Annotated in this window: 15 protein-coding genes and 2 pseudogenes; 5 read left to right on the top strand and 12 right to left on the bottom strand. The window is 59.3% G+C overall.

Annotation, left to right across the window (positions count from 1 at the left end):
- Positions 1–6 precede the first annotated feature (6 nt).
- Positions 7–1,527: an MFS transporter gene (locus U5A08_RS05325; protein ID WP_321850638.1), complete on the top strand. Its 1,521-nt coding sequence runs from the start codon at positions 7–9 to the stop codon at positions 1,525–1,527.
- A 54-nt stretch (positions 1,528–1,581) separates the two neighbouring features.
- Here the strand turns inward: U5A08_RS05325 and U5A08_RS05320 are convergent, their stop codons facing one another.
- Positions 1,582–1,992, bottom strand: coding sequence for an HPF/RaiA family ribosome-associated protein (locus U5A08_RS05320; protein ID WP_247405840.1), 411 nt, complete (start codon positions 1,990–1,992; stop codon positions 1,582–1,584).
- A gap of 591 nt (positions 1,993–2,583) precedes the next feature.
- On the opposite strand from U5A08_RS05320, the gene U5A08_RS05315 reads away from it, so the two are divergent.
- Positions 2,584–2,901: a DUF3509 domain-containing protein gene (locus U5A08_RS05315; RefSeq protein ID WP_253393511.1), complete on the top strand. Its 318-nt coding sequence runs from the start codon at positions 2,584–2,586 to the stop codon at positions 2,899–2,901.
- On the opposite strand, the gene U5A08_RS05310 is transcribed toward U5A08_RS05315, so the two are convergent.
- Entirely contained in the window at positions 2,898–3,383 is a 486-nt protein-coding gene (locus tag U5A08_RS05310) for a phosphate-starvation-inducible protein PsiE (RefSeq protein ID WP_253393510.1), read from the bottom strand. The genes U5A08_RS05315 and U5A08_RS05310 overlap by 4 nt on opposite strands.
- A 248-nt stretch (positions 3,384–3,631) precedes the next feature.
- On the opposite strand from U5A08_RS05310, the gene U5A08_RS05305 reads away from it, so the two are divergent.
- The gene (locus U5A08_RS05305) at positions 3,632–3,892 is read left to right on the top strand and encodes a YebG family protein (protein WP_010564043.1); all 261 of its coding nucleotides are present in this window, start codon (positions 3,632–3,634) and stop codon (positions 3,890–3,892) included.
- A gap of 464 nt (positions 3,893–4,356) precedes the next feature.
- Here U5A08_RS05305 and U5A08_RS05300 read toward each other — a convergent pair.
- From U5A08_RS05300 to U5A08_RS05270, 7 genes and pseudogenes are all read right to left on the bottom strand, one after another.
- Positions 4,357–4,775 (bottom strand): annotated as a pseudogene (locus U5A08_RS05300) (RHS repeat-associated core domain-containing protein); the annotation flags it as partial.
- Between the two features lie 3 nt (positions 4,776–4,778).
- A complete protein-coding gene (locus tag U5A08_RS05295) occupies positions 4,779–5,438 on the bottom strand; it encodes a hypothetical protein (protein ID WP_321850633.1) in 660 nt (219 codons plus the stop codon).
- 127 nt (positions 5,439–5,565) lie between these two features.
- Positions 5,566–6,333: a pentapeptide repeat-containing protein gene (locus U5A08_RS05290; RefSeq protein ID WP_321850632.1), complete on the bottom strand. Its 768-nt coding sequence runs from the start codon at positions 6,331–6,333 to the stop codon at positions 5,566–5,568.
- Positions 6,330–8,228, bottom strand: a pseudogene (locus U5A08_RS05285) (RHS repeat-associated core domain-containing protein); the annotation flags it as partial. The pseudogene U5A08_RS05285 and the gene U5A08_RS05290, both read right to left, overlap by 4 nt.
- Positions 8,225–8,599, bottom strand: coding sequence for a hypothetical protein (locus U5A08_RS05280; protein ID WP_321850630.1), 375 nt, complete (start codon positions 8,597–8,599; stop codon positions 8,225–8,227). The pseudogene U5A08_RS05285 and the gene U5A08_RS05280, both read right to left, overlap by 4 nt.
- 11 nt (positions 8,600–8,610) lie before the next feature.
- On the bottom strand, positions 8,611–12,981 hold the full coding sequence (locus tag U5A08_RS05275; RefSeq protein ID WP_321850629.1) for an RHS repeat-associated core domain-containing protein: 4,371 nt from the start codon (positions 12,979–12,981) through the stop codon (positions 8,611–8,613).
- Between the two features lie 160 nt (positions 12,982–13,141).
- Positions 13,142–14,161 carry a Glu/Leu/Phe/Val dehydrogenase family protein gene (locus U5A08_RS05270; protein WP_321850627.1) on the bottom strand — a complete coding sequence of 340 codons (1,020 nt, stop codon included), beginning with the start codon at positions 14,159–14,161 and terminating at the stop codon, positions 13,142–13,144.
- 185 nt (positions 14,162–14,346) lie between these two features.
- Between U5A08_RS05270 and U5A08_RS05265 the strand changes: the two genes are divergently transcribed.
- Positions 14,347–15,150, top strand: a complete 804-nt coding sequence (locus tag U5A08_RS05265; protein ID WP_321850625.1) for a SirB1 family protein — start codon at positions 14,347–14,349, stop codon at positions 15,148–15,150.
- Here U5A08_RS05265 and maiA read toward each other — a convergent pair.
- Genes maiA through hmgA form a run of 3 tightly spaced genes read right to left on the bottom strand, consistent with a single transcriptional unit; the run spans position 15,147 to position 18,377 of the window.
- Positions 15,147–15,791: a maleylacetoacetate isomerase gene (maiA, locus tag U5A08_RS05260; RefSeq protein ID WP_253393507.1), complete on the bottom strand. Its 645-nt coding sequence runs from the start codon at positions 15,789–15,791 to the stop codon at positions 15,147–15,149. The genes U5A08_RS05265 and maiA overlap by 4 nt on opposite strands.
- Positions 15,792–15,803: 12 nt before the next feature.
- Positions 15,804–17,090, bottom strand: coding sequence for a fumarylacetoacetase (gene fahA, locus U5A08_RS05255; protein ID WP_321850622.1), 1,287 nt, complete (start codon positions 17,088–17,090; stop codon positions 15,804–15,806).
- Between the two features lie 3 nt (positions 17,091–17,093).
- The gene (hmgA, locus tag U5A08_RS05250) at positions 17,094–18,377 is read right to left on the bottom strand and encodes a homogentisate 1,2-dioxygenase (protein ID WP_321850620.1); all 1,284 of its coding nucleotides are present in this window, start codon (positions 18,375–18,377) and stop codon (positions 17,094–17,096) included.
- Positions 18,378–18,496: 119 nt separating this feature from the next.
- Between hmgA and U5A08_RS05245 the strand changes: the two genes are divergently transcribed.
- Positions 18,497–19,276: an IclR family transcriptional regulator gene (locus U5A08_RS05245; RefSeq protein ID WP_321850618.1), complete on the top strand. Its 780-nt coding sequence runs from the start codon at positions 18,497–18,499 to the stop codon at positions 19,274–19,276.

Raw genomic sequence — 19,276 nt, 5'->3', positions numbered from 1 at the left:
GACCCCATGCCTCCCGCCGTCGCTGTATCGACTATCAGCGCATCAAGCACCGCCAGAAACGCGCTCGCCCTCACCGCCGTGTGCCTCGTGGCGCTGATGTTCGGCCTGGAAATCTCCAGCGTGCCGGTGATCCTGCCCACGCTGGAACAGCAGCTGGGCACCGGTTTCCAGGATGCTCAATGGATCATGAACGCCTACACCCTGGCCTGCACCAGCGTGCTGATGGCTGCCGGTACGTTGGCCGACCGCTTTGGCCGACGACGCATGCTGGTGCTGTGCCTGTGGCTGTTTGGCTTGGCCTCGCTGGCCTGTGGGCTGGCCGAAGACGCGTCCCTGCTGATCGGGGCGCGTTTCGTCCAGGGCGTGGGCGCCGGGGCGATGATGATCTGCCAGTTCGCGATTCTGTCGCACCAGTTCCGTGAGCCGGCGGCGCGGGCGCGGGCATTCGCAGTGTGGGGCGTGATCGCGGGCCTGGGCCTGGGCTTCGGGCCGATGGTTGGGGCGTTGATCCTGGCGGTGGCGGACTGGCGCTGGGTGTTTCTCGTGCATGTGCCGCTCACGTTGCTGACATTGGTGCTGCTGCATGTCAGCGTGCAGGAGTCGCGCGATCCGGCCGGCAATCGCCTCGACATCGCGGGCATGCTCACCTTGACGCTGTCGGTGTTTGCGCTGGTTTACTTCATCACCCAAGGCACCGAGAACGGCTTTGGCGCACCGGCCATGCTGGGTTGGGCTGGCTTGTCGCTGGCCGCGCTGCTGCTGTTCATCTTCATTGAGCGGCGCAGCGCCCATCCGATGTTCGACTTCTCGGTGTTTCGCCTCCAACGCTTCAACGGCGCGTTGATGGGGTCGATCGGCATGAACTTCAGCTTCTGGCCGTTCATGATCTACCTGCCGTTGTATTTCCAGGCGGGTCTGGGCTACGACACCCTGACCACCGGCGGCGCCCTGCTCGCCTATACCCTGCCCACCTTGCTGGTGCCGCCGCTGGCCGAACGCCTGGCCCTGCGCTACGGCGCCGAACGCATCATCCCTTTGGGTCTGGGCGTGATGGGCACGGGCTTTATGGCCATGGCCGCCGCCAATGGCGCCGCGCATCCAAGCATCGTGCTGGTGCTGTTCAGTTGCGCGATGGCCGGCGTGGGCTTGGCGCTGACCAACTCACCGACCACCAACACCACCACCGGTTCGGTGTCGGCGGATCGTGCGGGCATGGCCTCGGGGATCGACCTCAGTGCGCGGCTGATCACCCTGGCGGTCAATATCGCGCTGATGGGCCTGGTGCTCTTGCTGGGGATCAGCCATCAACTGGCCGAAGTGTTGCCGGCCACCACCGCACTGGATTGGCCCGCCATCAGTCAGAACATTGCAGCGGGCAAGCTGGAGGGGCTGACATCAATGGGCCTGGCGCGTCCGGATGCCCAGGCGGCGCTACGCCATGGCGCCGGTTGGGCGATGCTGTTTGCGGGCGTGGGGGCTTGCGGGCTGGCGCTGTTGAGCCGGTATTTCTTCCGACGCGGCAGATAAACAAAAACGGGCCTGCATCTGCAGGCCCGTTCTCAGTAGGGAATGAAAAAACTGTCAGCTGTTAATTGCAGCGTTTTCGTTTTCCAGGAATTCCTCTTCAAGCGCGTCATCATTCACTTTGTTGGCCGGCACATTTTTCGCAGCAGCGCGTGGCTTGCCTTGCAGTTTGCCGAACAGATGTTCCAACGCATGGTCCAGCTTGATCGCTGCACCGTCGATCGCCTGTTCCAGGGTATCGGCTTTATGCAGCACCGAAAGCGGTTGATGGCCCTTTGGCCGTGCTTCCAGGCGGCAGCTTAAATCGTGGGGACCGGGCTTGTCGCCGTTCTCATCCCGCAGGTAGACCTCAACGCGGGTCAGGTCTTCGTCATAACGTTCGAGCGTGCTTTCAATGGTATTACGTACCCACTCCTCCAGTCGGATGCTGCTTTCAATATGGTTATCGCTATTGACTTGGATTTGCATAGTTCTTCCCTTATTTCAGCTAGCTCGCGAGAGGTCACAAACTGCAACACCGGGGTGGTGAAACCATGACCTCTTGATTACACAATTGAGCAGTCAGAGAAACAATTCAACCCCTTTGCAAAGATAAATCCCACATTACAAATTAACCCTGACTACAAGCAAAAACGCTGGTAGGGTGGGGAGTTAGTTACATCTTCTTATGCCCCGCCATCTTCGTCATTACCGCTGTGCCCACGGGTGCAACCCGCGGAAAATCCCCACTTCCCCGCCAGCCCATCGTGCACCGCTTTCTCGTGACTGCCCTGAAACAAAGCACGACGCCACCCCATATGGGAGGGGGCTTGCCCGCGATTGCGCTCGCCCAGCCACGAATTCATCAACTGATCCACCGCAATCGCGGGCAAGCCCCCCTCCACAGGTGCATTCCAGCGTCAGACAGGTCGCTGTACGGCACGCCCCTTGCTGTACAGCTCATGAGGCAAACGGACGTTGTGAACCCTCAGCGACGGAGTGGCCGGTGGTCAGGCAACGCGAACTAATCCAGACGCCGGTCGTCAATGACTGCATGTTCTTATCAGGCGGTAACGCACCATGGACAATCCTTTTCAGATCATCACCGACACCTTCACCCCACAATACAGAGTCAACCTGAGCATCCAGCGGCTGGATGGCAGCATCATGCTGACCCTCTCGAATGAGCAGGGCGTGGTGGCCAAGCGCATGATCAGCGCCGAACAACGCAACGACCCGCAACGGCTCAAGCGCCTGGTGCAAAGCATCCAGTTCGGGATTGCCATCGAACAGGGCCACAGCGCCATGGAAATCCTGACGGTGATGACGGACGGGGACAGTCACAAACTGTTGCAGCGACCGCCCGCCCGCGCCCTACCCTTCAGCGTCAGGCTTTAAAGCTCACCTTTCTCTGATTCAAGGCTCTCGCCCTTGCGGTGCGGGCCTTGCACCTTCACCGACGGAAACGCCGACGACGCATAGCGCACCACCAGAATCGAGAACGCCAACAACAGAATCCCGCCGCACAGGTAGATGATGCCGATGTCCGGCGGGTTGTGGTGGGACACGTTGGAGATCAGCAGACGCGTCAGCGCGGTGATCGCCACGTAGATCAGGAAGCGCACCGGCATGTGGTTGGTCTTGAAGTAAATCCCGACCATGGCGCCCAATTCCAGGTAGATGAACAACAGCAAGATGTCATCGATCTTGATGTGCCCGTTCTCCAGCATCCCCAGAAACTCCATCACCGCCGCCCAGGCAGTCACCGCGCCGATGGCGAACAACGCCAGGTAGTGGAACGTCTCGACAAACAGATTGCCCAGAGATTCGGCCAGCCCGTGGACATTCTGACGCAGCTTTTCGGCCCAATTGATTTTCACGATGATGCTTCCTTAGGTCGGCTCGACCGGATAATGCGGGTTGGACGTGACGGTTGTTCTGCATGCAGAAAAAAGGCCAGCGGCAGGTATAAGATGATGGCGGGGTGACATGAGGCACTCCAAACCTGTATTTCCGGGCTACATTAAAAAACTGCTACCCAAACCCCACGGTTTGGCTTACCCTTTTAGCTGTATATAAATACAGTAGTCGTAAAAGACAACTATCGTGAAGGCATGTGAGGTGGTGAATGGCCGTCGAAGTGGTATACCGCAGCAGCCGAGATCTGGAGCGTTTGTTCATGGATAAAGCCGAAGCTGACCGTCATGACAAGATGCTTGAACTCGCTGAGTTGCTCGCAGAAGTGTTGCAAAAAGCCGTGCCGTCGTTGAGCGAGCAGCAGGTTGAAGAGGCCGGGATCTACATGGCGAAAAACCGCGATGTCTTTGCCAAGGCATTCAAGAGCCAACCGGACGCGCTGTCCGAGTTGCTGAACCCGCCGGCGGAATAAAGCCCGAATTGAACAGGCCCTAAATCGTTGATTCAGGGCCTTTTTAAAACGGATTTTCATCGGTTCGATGAATACTAAATAAATCTGTCCCGTTTGGCTCTGTGTGATTCATTGACCTTTTTAGGATCTGTTGAGAGTTTCTCAATGCTTGAAATTATGTCTTTCATAGCTAATTGACCTTATTGATATGTTCAGCAATGACTCTGTCGATTTCCATGGCCCTCTTCACGATTTGAGCACGGCTTAGGGTTGTTTTTACGGAAACTTACCCACATCGGGCTTACTATTTTTCTATGAATATTTCGTGGCAAACCTTGCAGGTTTGACAGGGAAACTCGCATGGATTCTGGGAAGAGCCTCTTGATACCGATATACATCTGAGGTATTCGGTGATGCACTTCCATTTTCAATTGCCCTCTAAATTTTTTCATCCGAGCGTGTGCTTTGAAATAAGGGGTAAGGTGACATTTGAGGCCGTATGGGTCTACCCAGGCAATAGGGTTTGGAGCATACGCGTATAGATTATGTCCCCCCCTTAAGCTCACGGGATCCGGCGTCGTAAACCTCCCCACATCCGGATCATAAAACCTAAACGTATTAAAATGCAGCCCCGTCTCCCGATCCAGATACTGCCCCTGAAACCGCAAATTCTGCTCTTCAATGAAGTAAGGCTCGCGCACCTCCTCCCGCGTATTGCCCCACACCCGATAAGTCGCTCGCCAGATGTCGTGGCCGTCGACCTCGGTCAGTTGTTCACACAGCCCGTTGAGATCGGTGGGTAGTAGCGGATTTTCTGCAGCCCCCCGCTACCGTCGACGCGAGCCAGGAGGACATGGCCTTCGTCTTCGTAAATATTGAGGCTGGTCTGGCTGTGCTTGTGTTGCATTTAAACTAAATATCGATAAAAAAGCTCGACCTCATGCGGATCTTCAAGCGATTTTAACGCCGCCTTATAGCGCTCCTCAACTCTCTGCTTGAGCCCCTCAGTAGCGAGCAAGTATAGAGCAGGGTAAACGGTATTGGAGCGAATCCATTCATTTGAATCTACCTCATCAAACCATTTGAGTGCTAACTCAACGCTGATCAATAATTGCTCTTTCCAGCCAGGCTTTTCATCCGGAGTTTCGAATGAATATAGCCATATCGAAAACCTCTCATTGAAGTGCTGAAGTGATTCGCTGGATTCCTTCAGTATCCGCCAATCGGTCAGTTCGGCGACAACCTGATTGGATGTGCGAGTTTTTATAGATTTCTCTATAATTGATTTTGACCAACTTTCCGGATACTCGAACTTTTCATCTCTCAGTGCCTTTTCAAGGACTGTATTCACATGCACCATCAGTGTCGGATCGAGAAGCTGCAGCGTCAAGTGGAGAGAAAACCATCCTTTTTGCTTGGAAAGCCCCATTGAGTAGCGCCTGATTCGACCCTCATTGTCGGTTTTTTCAAAAAAACGGTCTTTTTTTTGCGTGAACCCATGGTTTTCAAACGTCTCAGCTATACCTGAGATTAGTAATCTCAACATATTCTCGACACTTTCAATCATTACGGCAACCTCCATGAATGTTTTTGTTTTGTTGTTTTTTATTCTTCGCCTCTGAGCACCTGTTGGCTGATAGGTCTCCGACAAATTGAAAAAAAGCCCACTCGCCATTATTGTTGACAGTTAAGGTTTAGCTACCCGACTGCATAAGGAGGTCTATCAGTTGCTCTGCAAATTCTTTTCCTTCTGCTTCCGCTAGATTTTTTAGGTTGAATACTCCACCACGCTGCATTGCGTAGTTTTTTAGGCGACGTTTAAGTAACTTCGTTGTCGGCGACTCAGGTTGGGCAAGGACGATGGTGAGTGCCTTTCTTGATCTTTCGGCTAAGTCTTTAAAATAAATATGTTGATCATCGGCTGGCGGGGCGATTTGTTCGATATTGCAATTTTTGAATAAAACGAAGTCAAAGACGCATTTTTCGAAGTCGGCTCGCAACATGGTATTGGGTTGCTCTGCAACAAAATTTACGTCTTGCAACTTTCCGGAAAACTTACAGTCTCGAACGTTTGCAACATTAAAGGTGTTGTCAATGATTTTGCAGCGTTCAAAAGCACAGTTAATGAAGCTGCAGTCATTGAAATAACTTTTTCGGAAGTCACACTTTATGAACGTGCAGTTGTTGAAAATGCTGTCATTCAAGCCACTGCCGCGAAAATCAGCACTTTGAAAGTGACAGTTTCTGAGCGTGGACTTATGGAAAAAACGGACTTCGCGGAAGTCTGTTTTTTCGAAAGAGCAGTCTTCCAAGAGACAATCATCAAAGATAGATGCAGAAAGTGTTGCGTCTTTGAGACGACAGGAACGGATTAGCTCACCTTTAAACCGGGTTTTCTCCTGCAGCACTAACCCTTCCTGGCTCAATCCGCCAAGCACTATAGACTCAATATGTTCACTCACCATGTTACTCCTTCATATCCATTACCCCAGTCGCCATACCTGCGCTGATGCGTACCTCTTGCCCAGTCGGCTTTGGTTGTTAGATCCCACCAAGTTGTTTTGTTCGCATCGTATACATCAGGTAGTCGCTGCCCTGATTTGGACACTCTGAGATGTGACAGCGAAGGATCGGCGTCAACCCTACGCTTGAATTCTGCATCAATTCGCTGTCCGACATAACGACGATAGCGAGAGCGTGCCTGACCATAATCACCTCTGTCATAAGCTCGTTGCACAGCCGCTCGTTGACGAGTGGTCAGTGACCGCTGCGGATTTTTATACACTGCCTTGCGTGCTGCATCAGCATGGGCTTGCAACTTGCGGGTCGTCGCAGTGCATGGCGCCCAACCCCAAGGGTCTACCCAATCGATAGGGTTCGGGGCATATTGATAGAGGTTGAATCCGCCCAGCAGTCCCATGGGATCTGGTGTGATAAAGCGTCCGACATCGGGATCATAGAAGCGGAAAGTGTTGAAGTGCAGCCCCGTCTCCCGATCCAGATACTGCCCCTGAAACCGCAAATTCTGCTCTTCAATGAAGTAAGGTTCCCGCACCTCCTCCCGCGTATTGCCCCACACCCGATAAGTCGCTCGCCAGACATTATGGCCGTCGGCCTCGGTGAGTTGCTCCGGCAAGCCGTTCAGGTCGTTGTGGTAATACCGCACGCGTTGGTATTCACCTTCGCCGTCGACTCTGGCGAGGGGTTCGTAACTGTCGCCGTCGTAGAGATAAAGGCTGGTCTGACTGTGACGATGTTCCTGCAATAAACGCAGTCCATCCCAGTCGAAACGGCTTTCTCCCAGGCAAACGCCATTCTTGTCGTGTTCAGTTTTACCGATGCGCCGACCCAGCGGGTCGTAGGCCATCCTGACCACGCTGCCGTTGTCATTGCGTACTTCAACCAACCGGCTTTCGGCGTCGTAGGCAAAGCGCTGCAAACCACGCACAGCGCTACGCTTTTCAACCATTCGCCCAAACGCGTCGTAGGTATAGCGCTTGTCTTGATATGTCAGCAGCCGGTTATGCCGTACCAGGCCGCCTTGTTGTGGCCCGTCGAGCAGGTTGGCCGCCGCATCGTAGGCGTAGGTTTCGATCCGACCTATCTGTTGGCTGACGAGGATACGTCCGCTACTGTCGTAGGTCAGGTGCTCTTGGCAGTCGCTACGGCGGCGTCCGATCAGGTTGTCGCTGGGGTCGTAGCTGTAGTGGGTTTCGACCAAGGGCGGCAACTGCCACGGTTGGTCGATGCTGCGACGCTGGCGTGAGCGGACCCGGCCACTGCGGTCATAGTCGGTATTTGTTCTGAGTTGACCCTGAGTGCGTTGCAGTTCGCGGTGCAGGCGGTCGCGTTCGAAGTCGCTGATGACGTGGCCGTCGAGATTCAGCTGATGCAGGTGGCCGCTGCCGTAGTACAGGCGATTGAGCCAGCGTCCGTCAGGCAAGTGGGTTTGAGTCAGGTCGCCCAATGCGTCGTAATGGTGTTGCAGACACCCCGCCGCGCTGTGTTCTTCGAGCAGTTGCCCCAGCGCGTCATAGCTAAAGCCAAGTGCTTGCTCGCGCCCGTCGAGGGCGGTGAAGGTGACCGCGACCAGTTGGTCGTTCAGGTCGTGCTTATAAACGGTGGTGCCGTCGGCGGTGACTTTGCTGACCAAGCGCCCGAGCGGGTCGCGTTGGAACTGGTGTGTCAGCGCGTCTACCGCCTCGCCTTCGCTTCCCGGCAGGTAAGCGACGGCGACGACGTTATCCAGCGGGTCATAGGTATAGCAGCGCCGACTGTGGTCGAGGTCTTGTTGCCGCACCAGACGGTCGGCCGCGTCCCACTCAAAGCGATAGCTTTCGCCGTTTTCATTGGTCAGGCCAACTCACTTAGACAAATTTTCAATGCGTAAATTTGTTCTTCAACCGCTGCAATTACATCTGGACTATTCCCCCACATGTCGAGAAATCCCCAATCAGCGCTAGGGGGCGTAATCATTTTGGTCAATATTGAAAGTGCTTTCTCAATGAGTGGCTTTAGCTCTTCCAAGTATGTAGTCGGCCATATATAGGCGTTGCCTAGAGTTTGCAGTAAGTAACAGGCAGCCCTAAAAGCATCGTAGCGCTCTTCTAAAGGGTCAAACTGATAGATTTCGTTGATCAGCACACTGAAGTCCTGCTGCTTCCAAAACTGTTGAAACCAATCGGCGGCTTCATCGTTTTCCCACGGTTTAAAATTCCAAGCACCCATATTTTCGCTCCTTAGCTACATCGTCCTAATCTGGATTTTTTGGATTTCTCACTCGCGACCCAAGTCGGGTCTTTAAACATTTCACGCGTACCTGCCGGCGCTCGAAGGTTGGAGGTTGCCCCACCGTCAACGCTTCTTCCACCATTTCTGACAATTTCACTGGCCTCGACTTTATAGATATCCATGGCGGGCACCCCATTCATGGTATGTACCTGCACCGAGCTGATTTTGTCAGCCGGTAGTTTGCCGGAAGCGACATGCTGGCCTAGCCTTGAGCCAAAGTCCTGATCAGTCGTGGAACCGATATAGAGCTTGCCACTTTTGTCAATAAAGCGATAAACACCGATTGATTTTGTGTCAATGCCGAGCGCCTCCAGCAGTGCTGGATTCAATCCGAGAGGATCAATCCAGCCGAACGGATTCGGCGTGTAGGCGTAAAAATTCAGCCCACCCCGCAGGCCTATCGGGTCAGGCGTGGTATAGCGTCCAATGTCCGGGTCGTAGAATCTGAAGGTGTTGTAGTGCAGCCCCGTCTCCCGATCCAGATACTGCCCCTGAAACCGCAAATTCTGCTCTTCAATGAAGTAAGGCTCGCGCACCTCCTCCCGCGTATTGCCCCACACCCGATAAGTCGCTCGCCAGACATCATGGCCGTCGGCCTCGGTGAGTTGCTCCGGCAAGCCGTTCAGGTCGTTGTGGTAATACCGCACGCGTTGGTGTTCACCTTCGCCGTCGACTCTGGCGAGGGGTTCGTAGCTGTCGCCATCGTAGAGATAAAGGCTGGTCTGACTGTGACGATGTTCCCGCAATAAACGCAGTCCATCCCAGTCGAAACGGCTTTCTCCCAGACAAACGCCATTCTTGTCGTGTTCAGTTTTACCGATGCGCCGACCCAGCGGGTCGTAGGCCATCCTGACCACGCTGCCGTTGTCATTGCGTACTTCAACCAACCGGTTTTCGGCGTCGTAGGCAAAACGCTGCAAACCACGCACAGCGCTACGCTTTTCAACCATTCGCCCAAACGCGTCGTAGGTATAGCGCTTGTCTTGATACGTCAGCAGCCGGTTATGCCGTACCAGGCCGCCTTGTTGTGGCCCGTCGAGCAGGTTGGCTGCGGCATCGTAGGCGTAGGTTTCGATCCGGCCTATCTGTTGGCTGACGAGGATACGTCCGCTGCTGTCGTAGGCCAGGTGCTCTTGGCAGTCGGTACGGCGGCGTCCGATCAGGTTGTCGCTGGGGTCGTAGCTGTAGTGGGTTTCGACCAAGGGCGGCAACTGCCACGGTTGGTCGATGCTGCGACGCTGGCGTGAGCGGACCCGGCCACTGCGGTCATAGTCGGTATTTGTTCTGAGTTGACCCTGGGTGCGTTGCAGTTCGCGGTGCAGGCGGTCGCGTTCGAAGTCGCTGATGACGTGGCCGTCGAGATTCAGCTGATGCAGGTGGCCGCTGCCGTAGTACAGGCGATTGAGCCAGCGTCCGTCAGGCAAGTGGGTTTGAGTCAGGTTGCCCAATGCGTCGTAATGGTGTTGCAGACACCCCGCCGCGCTGTGTTCTTCGAGCAGTTGCCCCAGCGCGTCATAGCTAAAGCCAAGTGCTTGCTCGCGCCCGTCGAGGGCGGTGAAGGTGACCGCGACCAGTTGGTCGTTCAGGTCGTGCTTATAAACGGTGGTGCCGTCGGCGGTGACTTTGCTGACCAGGCGCCCGAGCGGGTCGCGTTGGAACTGGTGTGTCAGCGCGTCTACCGCCTCGCCTTCGCTTCCCGGCAGGTAAGCGACGGCGACGACGTTATCCAGCGGGTCATAGGCATAGCAGCGCCGACTGTGGTCGAGGTCTTGTTGCTGCACCAGGCGGTCGGCCGCGTCCCACTCAAAGCGATAGCTTTCGCCGTTTTCATTGGTCAGTTTCAGCAGTCGCCCGTAGGCGTCGTGGTCGAAGGTGACGCAACGGTTGTGCGCGTCCCAGCGTTGCTTGACCTGGCCGCGCCGGTCGTAGGCATAGCGGGAGGTGTTGCCGGCGGGGTCGACATAGCCCGTCAGATAACCACTGGCGTTGCGCTGGAAATGCTCAAGGCGGCCGTCCGAAAGTCGGCATTCCAGCAACAACCCTTGCCGGTTGTACTGATAGCGCACCGACTCACCTTCAGCATTGGTGTGCACCACCACATTGCCGAACGCATCGTACTGGTAGCCGGTGGCATAGCCCGAGCAGTCCACTTCTTCGATCAGTTGGCTCCACTCGTCCCAGTGCAGCTTCCGGATTTTGTCGGTGGCATCGATGATCTGCACCGGCTGGCCGAAATCGTCGTAGACGTAGCGGGTGCGGTTGCCCAGCGGGTCGATCTCTTCGATGCAGTTGCCATGCCGGTCGTAGCGGTAATGCCAACGGTTACCCGCCGGGTCGGTTTCCACTTCGGGCAATGCCCAATGCGCCAGCCACTGTGTGTTGCTGATCCTGGCCAGAGGATCGGTCACTGCGCTGAGGTTGCCGGAGTCGTCGTAACTGAAGCGCCACTGGCCGTTTTGCGGATCAATCGCGCCGAGCAATTGGCGATCTTCGCTCCATTCGAACTGCCACGTATGGCCCAGGTTATCGACGTAGCGGGTGATCTGGTACTGCGGGTTCCAATAGCGCGTGCTGACCCGCTGCAGGCCATCGGTGACGCGCGTGATACCGGCATCGAGGTCGTAGTCGAAGGTGAATGCATCGCCGGCATCGCTCCAGTGCCGGCTGACCCGCCACTCTTCACCCTGCGGGCCGGGCACTGCGCGCCATTGGTAGAAGCAACGCAAGCCACTCGGCAATTGATGTTCGACCATGCGTTGCGCGTTGTCGTAAGCAAAACGTCGTTGCCGCGTGCCTTGTGCGTCGAGGACTTCGGCCAGGTTGCCGTGGGTGTCGTAGCGATAGCTGACCAGCACGTCGCTGCGCCCAGCAAAATGTTGCCGATGCAGGTAACGGCGCTCGATATGGCTCACGCGCCGCGGATGCTCGGCGGTGTAGCTCACGTCGACGTGCATCAGCTCGTGGCTGTCGCGCAGGCGACACAGGCGCCCCTGGACGTCGTAATCCAGAAAGATGCGCCCTTCGTTACGATCGCCCAACAGGTGCAGGCGCATCCGCGAGGGGTTCAAAGGGTCGGGCTCGAAGAGCCGATACAGGCCGTCGATACTTTCGATCAGGATGGCGCCGTCGGCGCTGCGCCTGACCGCAAGGCCTTCGCCGGGGCTGAAGGCGCCGCCTGACAACGGGAGGTAGCCGATGTCTATGCGGCGCCCCTGTTCGTCGATGTAGGTGAGGTGGTCATCTTGATCGATCTCGACGGCGACCTCATAGGCAACGCTCCAGCCGGCGCCGAAAAGGCCGTCGTGGCGTTGATCGAGGCTGCTGTAGAAGCGCTGCCAGTCGATGGGGAGCAGGCCTGGCAGGACGAAGTCCAGTTCTTCTTCGGCACCGAGGATTTTGGCCCCGGTCGGGCTATGCACCGGGTTGGGCGAGCCGTTGACCGCGCTGTTGAGTGCCGAGGTGAGCTTGCCGGTTCCATACGCCACCGCCCCGCCCGCCAGCGCGCCGCCGACCAGGCATGGCAATGCGCTCCTAAAGCCCCGCACATTGCCGCGTAGGGCGAGCAGCGCGGTAATCGCCAAACCGACGCCCGGTGTCTTGCCACTGCGAATTTCGCGCACCACGACGGGGTCGCCGCCGATACGCACATCGGCAGAAATCAGCCCTTCGACGCTGCCGATCTTGGCGTCACACGTGCTGCGGTCACCGCTGCGTGCGGCCGGTTGCCCGTTGATGAAGACCGAACTGGAACCCTCGGCAATAAATTGCTCGGGCATGGGTGGGTGCTTGCTGCAGGCGACCGTGTCCAGCGCACACGGCACGGTACCGGCTGCGGGCGTGGCTACCGTCGGGCGCCACAGTTGTGAGAAAAATCCCTGTGCCATGTCCAGAAAACTGGGGGCCGGGGGCTCACTGGGCGCGACCGGCACCGCCATCATCTTTCCGGCGGCCCGGGCGGCCGGTTTGCCATTGATGAAAACGTCGTCTGAGCCGCTGGTGATAAAGGCCTCGATCACCGGCGGAAAAACCCAGTTGGCGGCGGTTTCGCACCAACTGGAGATCTTCACGTCGGCCCCCGAGAGCCCGGCGGTGACCCCCACCACCGCGCCGACCGCCAGCCCCAGGGCGACGCAGCCAACGCCGCCAGTGGCGATGGTCACGCCGGTCGCTGCGGCAATCAGCGCGCCAGCGGCCAGGCAGCCCACGGACGTGATGGCGGCATAGGCGGCGACTTCCAGCACACCGCCGAGGACATCGGCCATCATTGAGGTGTGCAGCAGCGCGTCGCCCTCGCGGGCGGCCCAAAACGCGTCAGTCATGCCCGCAATCCCTGCCTGAAAAGGCCGGAATCAAATCACGCGACTAATGTGTTGCTCAGGTGAGACTTTCCGAGAGCGGCGTAAGAATTTTCCCAAAGCTCACGGAGCGGAGGTGCTTCCGCTCCCGATTTACCAGTGCCCCTCGTTTTTAATGCGTGGCCTATCGGTAAAGCAAACGCTCAGCCAGTTCATCGGCCACCCGTGCAGGTGAACGCTTTTCGGCCTGGGCGTGGGCGAAGATTTCGGTCAGGCGCGTGCCGATGTTCGACAGGTGCGCGGTGATGGTCGGCAGCTCGGCGCCGCTGTGTTTGAGGGCGCCGTAGATCAGGCCGCCGGAGTTGATCACGTAGTCCGGGGCGTAGAGAATGCCACGCCCTTCCAGTTGGTCGGCGACTTGCAGGTTGGTCAGTTGCGCACTGGCGGAACCGGCCACGGCGGCGCAGCGCAGTTGGCCGACGCTGTTGCGATTGAACACCGCGCCGAGGCCGCAGGGCGCGAGGATGTCGCAGGGGGTGCTGAGCAAGGCCTCGTCGGCGATCGGGTGCGCTCCAAGCTGTTCCATGGCCAGTTGCACCTTGCCGTGGTCGATGTCGCTGACCAGCAGTTCGGCGCCGGCGGCGTGCAGTTGTTCGGCGAGGGCGTAACCGACGTTGCCCAGGCCCTGGATCGCCACGCGCAGGCCTTCGAGGTTGTCGCTGCCCAGGCGCGCCATGGCGGTGGTGCGGATGCCGGCGAATACGCCCATGGCGGCATGGGGGGCGGGGTCGCCGGCAGCGGTGGTACTGGTGACGAAGCGGGTGTACTGGGCAATGCAATCCATGTCGGCCACCGAGGTGCCGCTGTCGATGGCGGTGATGTAGCGGCCTTCGAGTTGCTCGACACACCGCCCAAAGGCTTCAAACAAGGCCGCGCGGCTTTCCACATGGGCCGGGCGCAGGATCACGGCGCAACCGCCGCCCACCGGCAAACCGGCCAGGGCGGCCTTGTAGCTCATACCTTGGGCCAGGCGCGCAGCATCCGCCACCGCGCTTTCGTCATCGGGATACGCGAGGTAACGACAACCGCCCAAGGCCGGCCCAAGGCGGCTGTTGTGGATGGCTATTACCGCCTTCAACCCGGTCATCGGGTCGATGCTCAGGTGCAGCGATTCAAGGCGGGTGCTGTGCATGAGAGCAAACATCGTCAAGCTCCCGAATCACTTCTGGTGTCGCCAAGTATAGGCCTGCGGCAGAAAACTGCCGAAGTACGCGGGAATAAGCCACCCGATTTTGCGGGACCTGCGACATAAGCAAGTAGGATATATCTCAAGCTACTGGACGAAAATTCTCAGCAAGGCTAAAACGGGAGCATCCGCCGGAGAATGCAATGAACCCCCGCCACGCCTTTTTCGCCTGTCTGGAACGTTCACCCCCTGCGCTGTTTGAAGCCGCGCTGTGGATTGCGGCCGAGCATGACGCGGCGGTGCAACCGCTGTTGATCCTGCAGGAGCTCAACGCACTGCAACAGCAGGTCAGCCTGGGCATGCCCATGTTGCCGGCGGACGAGCTCGGCCAACCGTTGTTGCGTCGCCTGAATGACCTGGGGTTCGCCCAGGATGACTTCACCCCGCTACGCCCCGCCGCCGCGCTGCTGGACAAGGTGTTGCAGCGCAAGCGCGGACAACCCCTGGCCATGGGGCTGATCGCGATGGAATTGGCGCGACGCCTGAATATCCCGATGGTCGGCGTCAACTTCCCCGGCCACTTCCTGCTACGGGTAGACGGCGCCGATCACCTGCTCGACCCCTGCGGCGGCCGACGCCTGTACCCCAACGATTGCCGCGACCTGTTGCAACGCCAATACGGCCCCCACCTCAAGTTGCAGGCCGACCACCTGCGCACCGCCAGCCCACGCTCGATCCTCCAACGGCTGTCGCGCAACCTGCGCCAGTTGTACCTCTCCAATGACGACCCGCTGGCCGCCCTGATCGACGCCGAGCGCGTGCTGGAACTGGGCCATGCCAGCGCCGCCGATTACCTGGCGCGGGCCAGCCTGTATCAACGCCTGGATTGCCCAAGCGCCGAGCGTTTCGACCTGGAGCACGCGCTACTGCTCAGCGAAGACCCGATCCAGCGCCTGCGCCTGACCGAACGGCTGGGGCATCTGCCGCCCAATTCAGTGGTGCACTAAGGCGCCTTAGGCGTGTCGGGCTGGTTCGCGGGGTGCGCCTGGATAAACGCCGGCTGCTGCGCCGCCAACGCCGCCACCCGCCCGATGCGCGGATACGCCGCCAACGACACCTGGAAGCGCTCGGCCGCGTACAACTGCGGAATCAGAAACGCATCCGCCAGCCCCGGCCGCTCGCCAAAACAAAAGCCGTGATCGCCAATCAACTGCTCGACCGCGCCCAAGCCCTGGCTGATCCAATGACCGATCCAGGCCAGCACTTGGGTTTCATCATGGCCCCACTGCCGCAGCAGGTTCTGGGTGCTGGAATTGTGCAGCGGGTGAATGTCGCAGGCGATGATCGACGCCACTGCGCGCTCGCGGGCACGGGTCGCCAGGTCCTGGGACAGCAACGGCACCTGTGGATAACGTTCCTCCAGGTACTCGATGATCGCCGACGACTGGATCAACCGTTCGCCGTCATCGGTGCGCAGCGCCGGGACGCGACCTTGCGGGTTGATCGCCAGGTACTCCGGCTGGCGGTGGGCGCCGCCCGCAGGCGCCACTAGGTTGACCGGTACGGCGGTGAAATCCAGGCCCTTGAGCGCCAGCGCGATCCGCACCCGGTACGACGCGGTGGACCGATAGTAAGTGTAAAGCTCCATCACCCCGCCTCCTCAGCGCGCCGCGACCACCGTGCCACGGCATTCGCCGAAGCCGATGGAGGCAAAACCGTCACGGCTGCAACGGCCGCGCAGGATGATTTCATCACCGTCTTCGAGGAATTTACGCACCTCGCCCGACGCCAGCTCAATCGGCTTCTTGCCGCCTTCGGTGATCTCCAGCAGGCTGCCGAACTGCCCCGGCAGCGGCCCGGACAAGGTGCCCGAACCGAACAGATCACCGGCCTGCAATTGGCACCCGTTGACGCTGTGGTGCGCAACCATTTGCGCCACGGTCCAGTACATGTGCCGGGTGTTGCTCAGGGTCAGGCGCTGGGCCGGCAGGTTCTGTTCGCGCATCGACGCCGTGGTCAACAGCACTTCCAGTTCGATATCGAAGCCGCCCGCGGCCTGATCGCGTTGATCCAGCAGGTACGGCAGCGGTTGCGGGTCGCCTTCGGGGCGCGTCGGTTGGGCCTGGCGGAACGGCGCCAGTGCTTCGGCCGTCACTACCCACGGCGAGATGCTGGTGATGAAACTCTTCGACAGGAACGGCCCCAACGGCTGGTATTCCCAGGCCTGGATATCCCGCGCCGACCAATCGTTGAGCAGGCAGAAACCGGCGATGTGCTCGGCCGCATCGCCAATCGCAATCGAGTCGCCCATGGCGTTGCCCTGGCCGATCCAGATGCCCAGCTCCAGCTCATAGTCCAGGCGGGCGCAGGGGCCGAATGTCGGCTCGGTCTGGCCGGCCGGCAGGGTCTGGCCTTTGGGACGGCGCACCTCGGTGCCGGACGGGCGGATGGTCGAGGCACGGCCGTGATAACCGATCGGCACGTACTTGTAGTTGGGCAGCAGCGGGTTGTCGGGGCGGAACAGTTTGCCGACGTTCTGCGCGTGTTCGATGCCGACGTAGAAGTCGGTGTAGTCATTGATCTTGGCGGGCAGGTGCATCTGGCAATCGGCGGCGCGGTGCAGCACGTCGGCCTCACGCGCCTGCAGCGGGCTGCCCTCCCCCAGCAGTTCCAGCAGACGCTCGCGCAGGGCCACGCGCGGGCCACGGCCCAATTCGAAGAACGCGTTCAACTGCCCGCCGGCGCTGGCGTCGACGGCGCGCAGCGCTTCACCGTCAAACGCATCGCGGGCGGCCAGCAGGTCGAGAATGCAGTCGCCGATCGCCACACCGCTGCGCGGCGCCGAGCCGTTGATACTGAACACTCCCAGCGGCAGGTTTTGCAGGGGAAAATCGCCGTGACCGTTGGCGGAAGATACCCAGCTGCGGGCAAGCGTTGGTTGAGTCATGGGTTATCTCCGGTTCGGGTCGAAGGTGACGGGCAGCGCGGCCCAGCACGCGTCATACGCAGGTTGCAGTTGCGGGCAGTCCAGGGCGAAGCGGGTCGGGCGCAGCACTTGGCTGGTCTCGAACATGAACGCCATGGTGTCATCGATCTTGTGCGGGGCCAGCTCGACATTGATCGCCTTGGTGCAGGTCTCGCCATCCGGTCCGTGGGCGCTCATGCAGCTGTGCAGCGACGCGCCGCCGGGCAGGAAGCCTTCGGCCTTGGCGTCGTAGGCGCCGTGGATCAGGCCCATGTATTCGTTCATCAGGTTACGGTGGAACCACGGCGGCCGGAAGGTGTTCTCGGCCACCATCCAGCGCGGCGGGAAGATCACGAAATCGAGGTTGGCCAGGCCGTGTACGCTGGTCGGCGAGGTCAATACGGTGAAGATCGACGGGTCGGGGTGATCGAAGCTCACGGTGCCAATCGTATTGAACCGACGCAGGTCGTATTTGTACGGCACGTTGTTGCCATGCCAGGCGACGACGTTGAGGGGCGAATGGTCGAGCTCGCAGGCCCACAGTTCGCCGAGAAATTTCTGCACCAGCGTCGTCGGCTGCTTGCGGTCTTCGTAGTGGGCAACCGGCGTGAGAAAATCACGCGGATTGGCCAGGCCGTTGCTGCCGATCGGGCCGAGGTCCGGCAGGCGCAACGGGGCGCCGTGGTTTTCCGCGACATACCCGCGCGCCTGCGCATCCAACAGTTCGACGCGAAATTTCAGGCCGCGTGGCAGCACGACGATTTCCAGCGGCTCGACTTCCAGCACGCCGAGTTCGCTGGCGATGCGCAAACGGCCCTGCTCAGGGACGATCAACAACTCGCCATCGGCGTTGAAGAACACGCGTTCCATCGAACGGTTGGCACAGTAATGGTAAATGCTGATGCCCGACGGTTGGTCCGCCCCGGCATTGGCCGCCATGGCGACCAGGCCATCGATGAAGTCGGTCGGTTCGCTCGGCAACGCCAACGGGTTCCAGCGCAGCCGATTCGGCGTCACCGCGCCCAGCGGTCCACCCGCCAGTTGCCGCTCCAGTTTGACGAACGCCGGATGATTGGCCGACGGCTGGATGCGGTACAGCCAGGTGCGACGCGCTTCGCTGCGCACCATGGTGAAAGCCGTGCCGGAGAACAGTTCGGTGTACAGGCCGTAAGGGGCTTTTTGCGGGGAATTCTGGCCGACCGGCAGCGCGCCGGGCAGGGCTTCGCTGGCGAATTCATTGCCGAAGCCCGACAGGTATTCGAGGTTCATGGATCATCCTCTGACGGAAGTTGTTTTTATCGTAATCCAGTTACGCATAACGTAATTTGATCACTGTCGACCGTCAAGCTATAAAGACGCCCACTCATCTCTCGGATTCCCGTTGCCCCATGGAAAAGCCCCGCGACACCGGTAAACAGAAAGTCCGCTCGGCAGAAGTGGGCACCGACATCCTCAAGGCCCTGGCCGAACTGTCGCCCTCCACGTCGCTGTCGCGCCTGGCCGAGCATGTGCAGATGCCCGCGAGCAAGGTTCACCGCTATCTCCAGGCCCTGATCGCCTCGGGCTTTGCCGAGCAAAACAGCACCACCAACCATTACGGCCTGGGCCGCGAAGCATTGCGCGTGGGCCTCGCCGCGCTGGGCAGCATGGACGTGCTCAAAGTCGGCGCCCTGCCCCTGGCCGAGCTGCGTGATGAGTTGAACGAGACCTGCTTCCTGGCGGTGTGGGGCAACCAGGGCGCGACCGTGGTGCAGATCGAACCGGCGGTGCGCGCGGTAACGGTGGTGACGCAACTGGGCTCGGTGTTGCCGCTGCTCAGTTCATCCACCGGGCTGGTGTTCAGCGCCTTTTTGCCGTCGCGAGAAACCGTCGAATTGCGCGAGCGCGAGATCCAGGCGGGCATCGCCCACGCCCTGGCGGACGACCAGGCCTACGCCAGCGCCTGCGAACAGATCCGCGCACGTGGCTTGCACTTTGTGCATGGCCTGCTGATGCCCGGTGTGGATGCGTTGTCGGCGCCGGTGTTCAACGCAGTCGGCCAGGTGGCGGCGGTGATGACCGTGGTCGGCCCCACCTCGCTGTTCCATGCCGATGAAGACGGCCCGGCGGCGCAGCGCTTGCTGGCGGCGACCCGGGCGGTGAGTTGGCGGATGGGCTACCAGGCCTGA

This window comes from Pseudomonas paraveronii (genome assembly GCF_963681955.1).
GTDB classification, from domain to species: Bacteria; Pseudomonadota; Gammaproteobacteria; order Pseudomonadales; family Pseudomonadaceae; genus Aquipseudomonas; species Aquipseudomonas paraveronii.
This window is presented reverse-complemented; position numbering and strand designations above follow the sequence as displayed.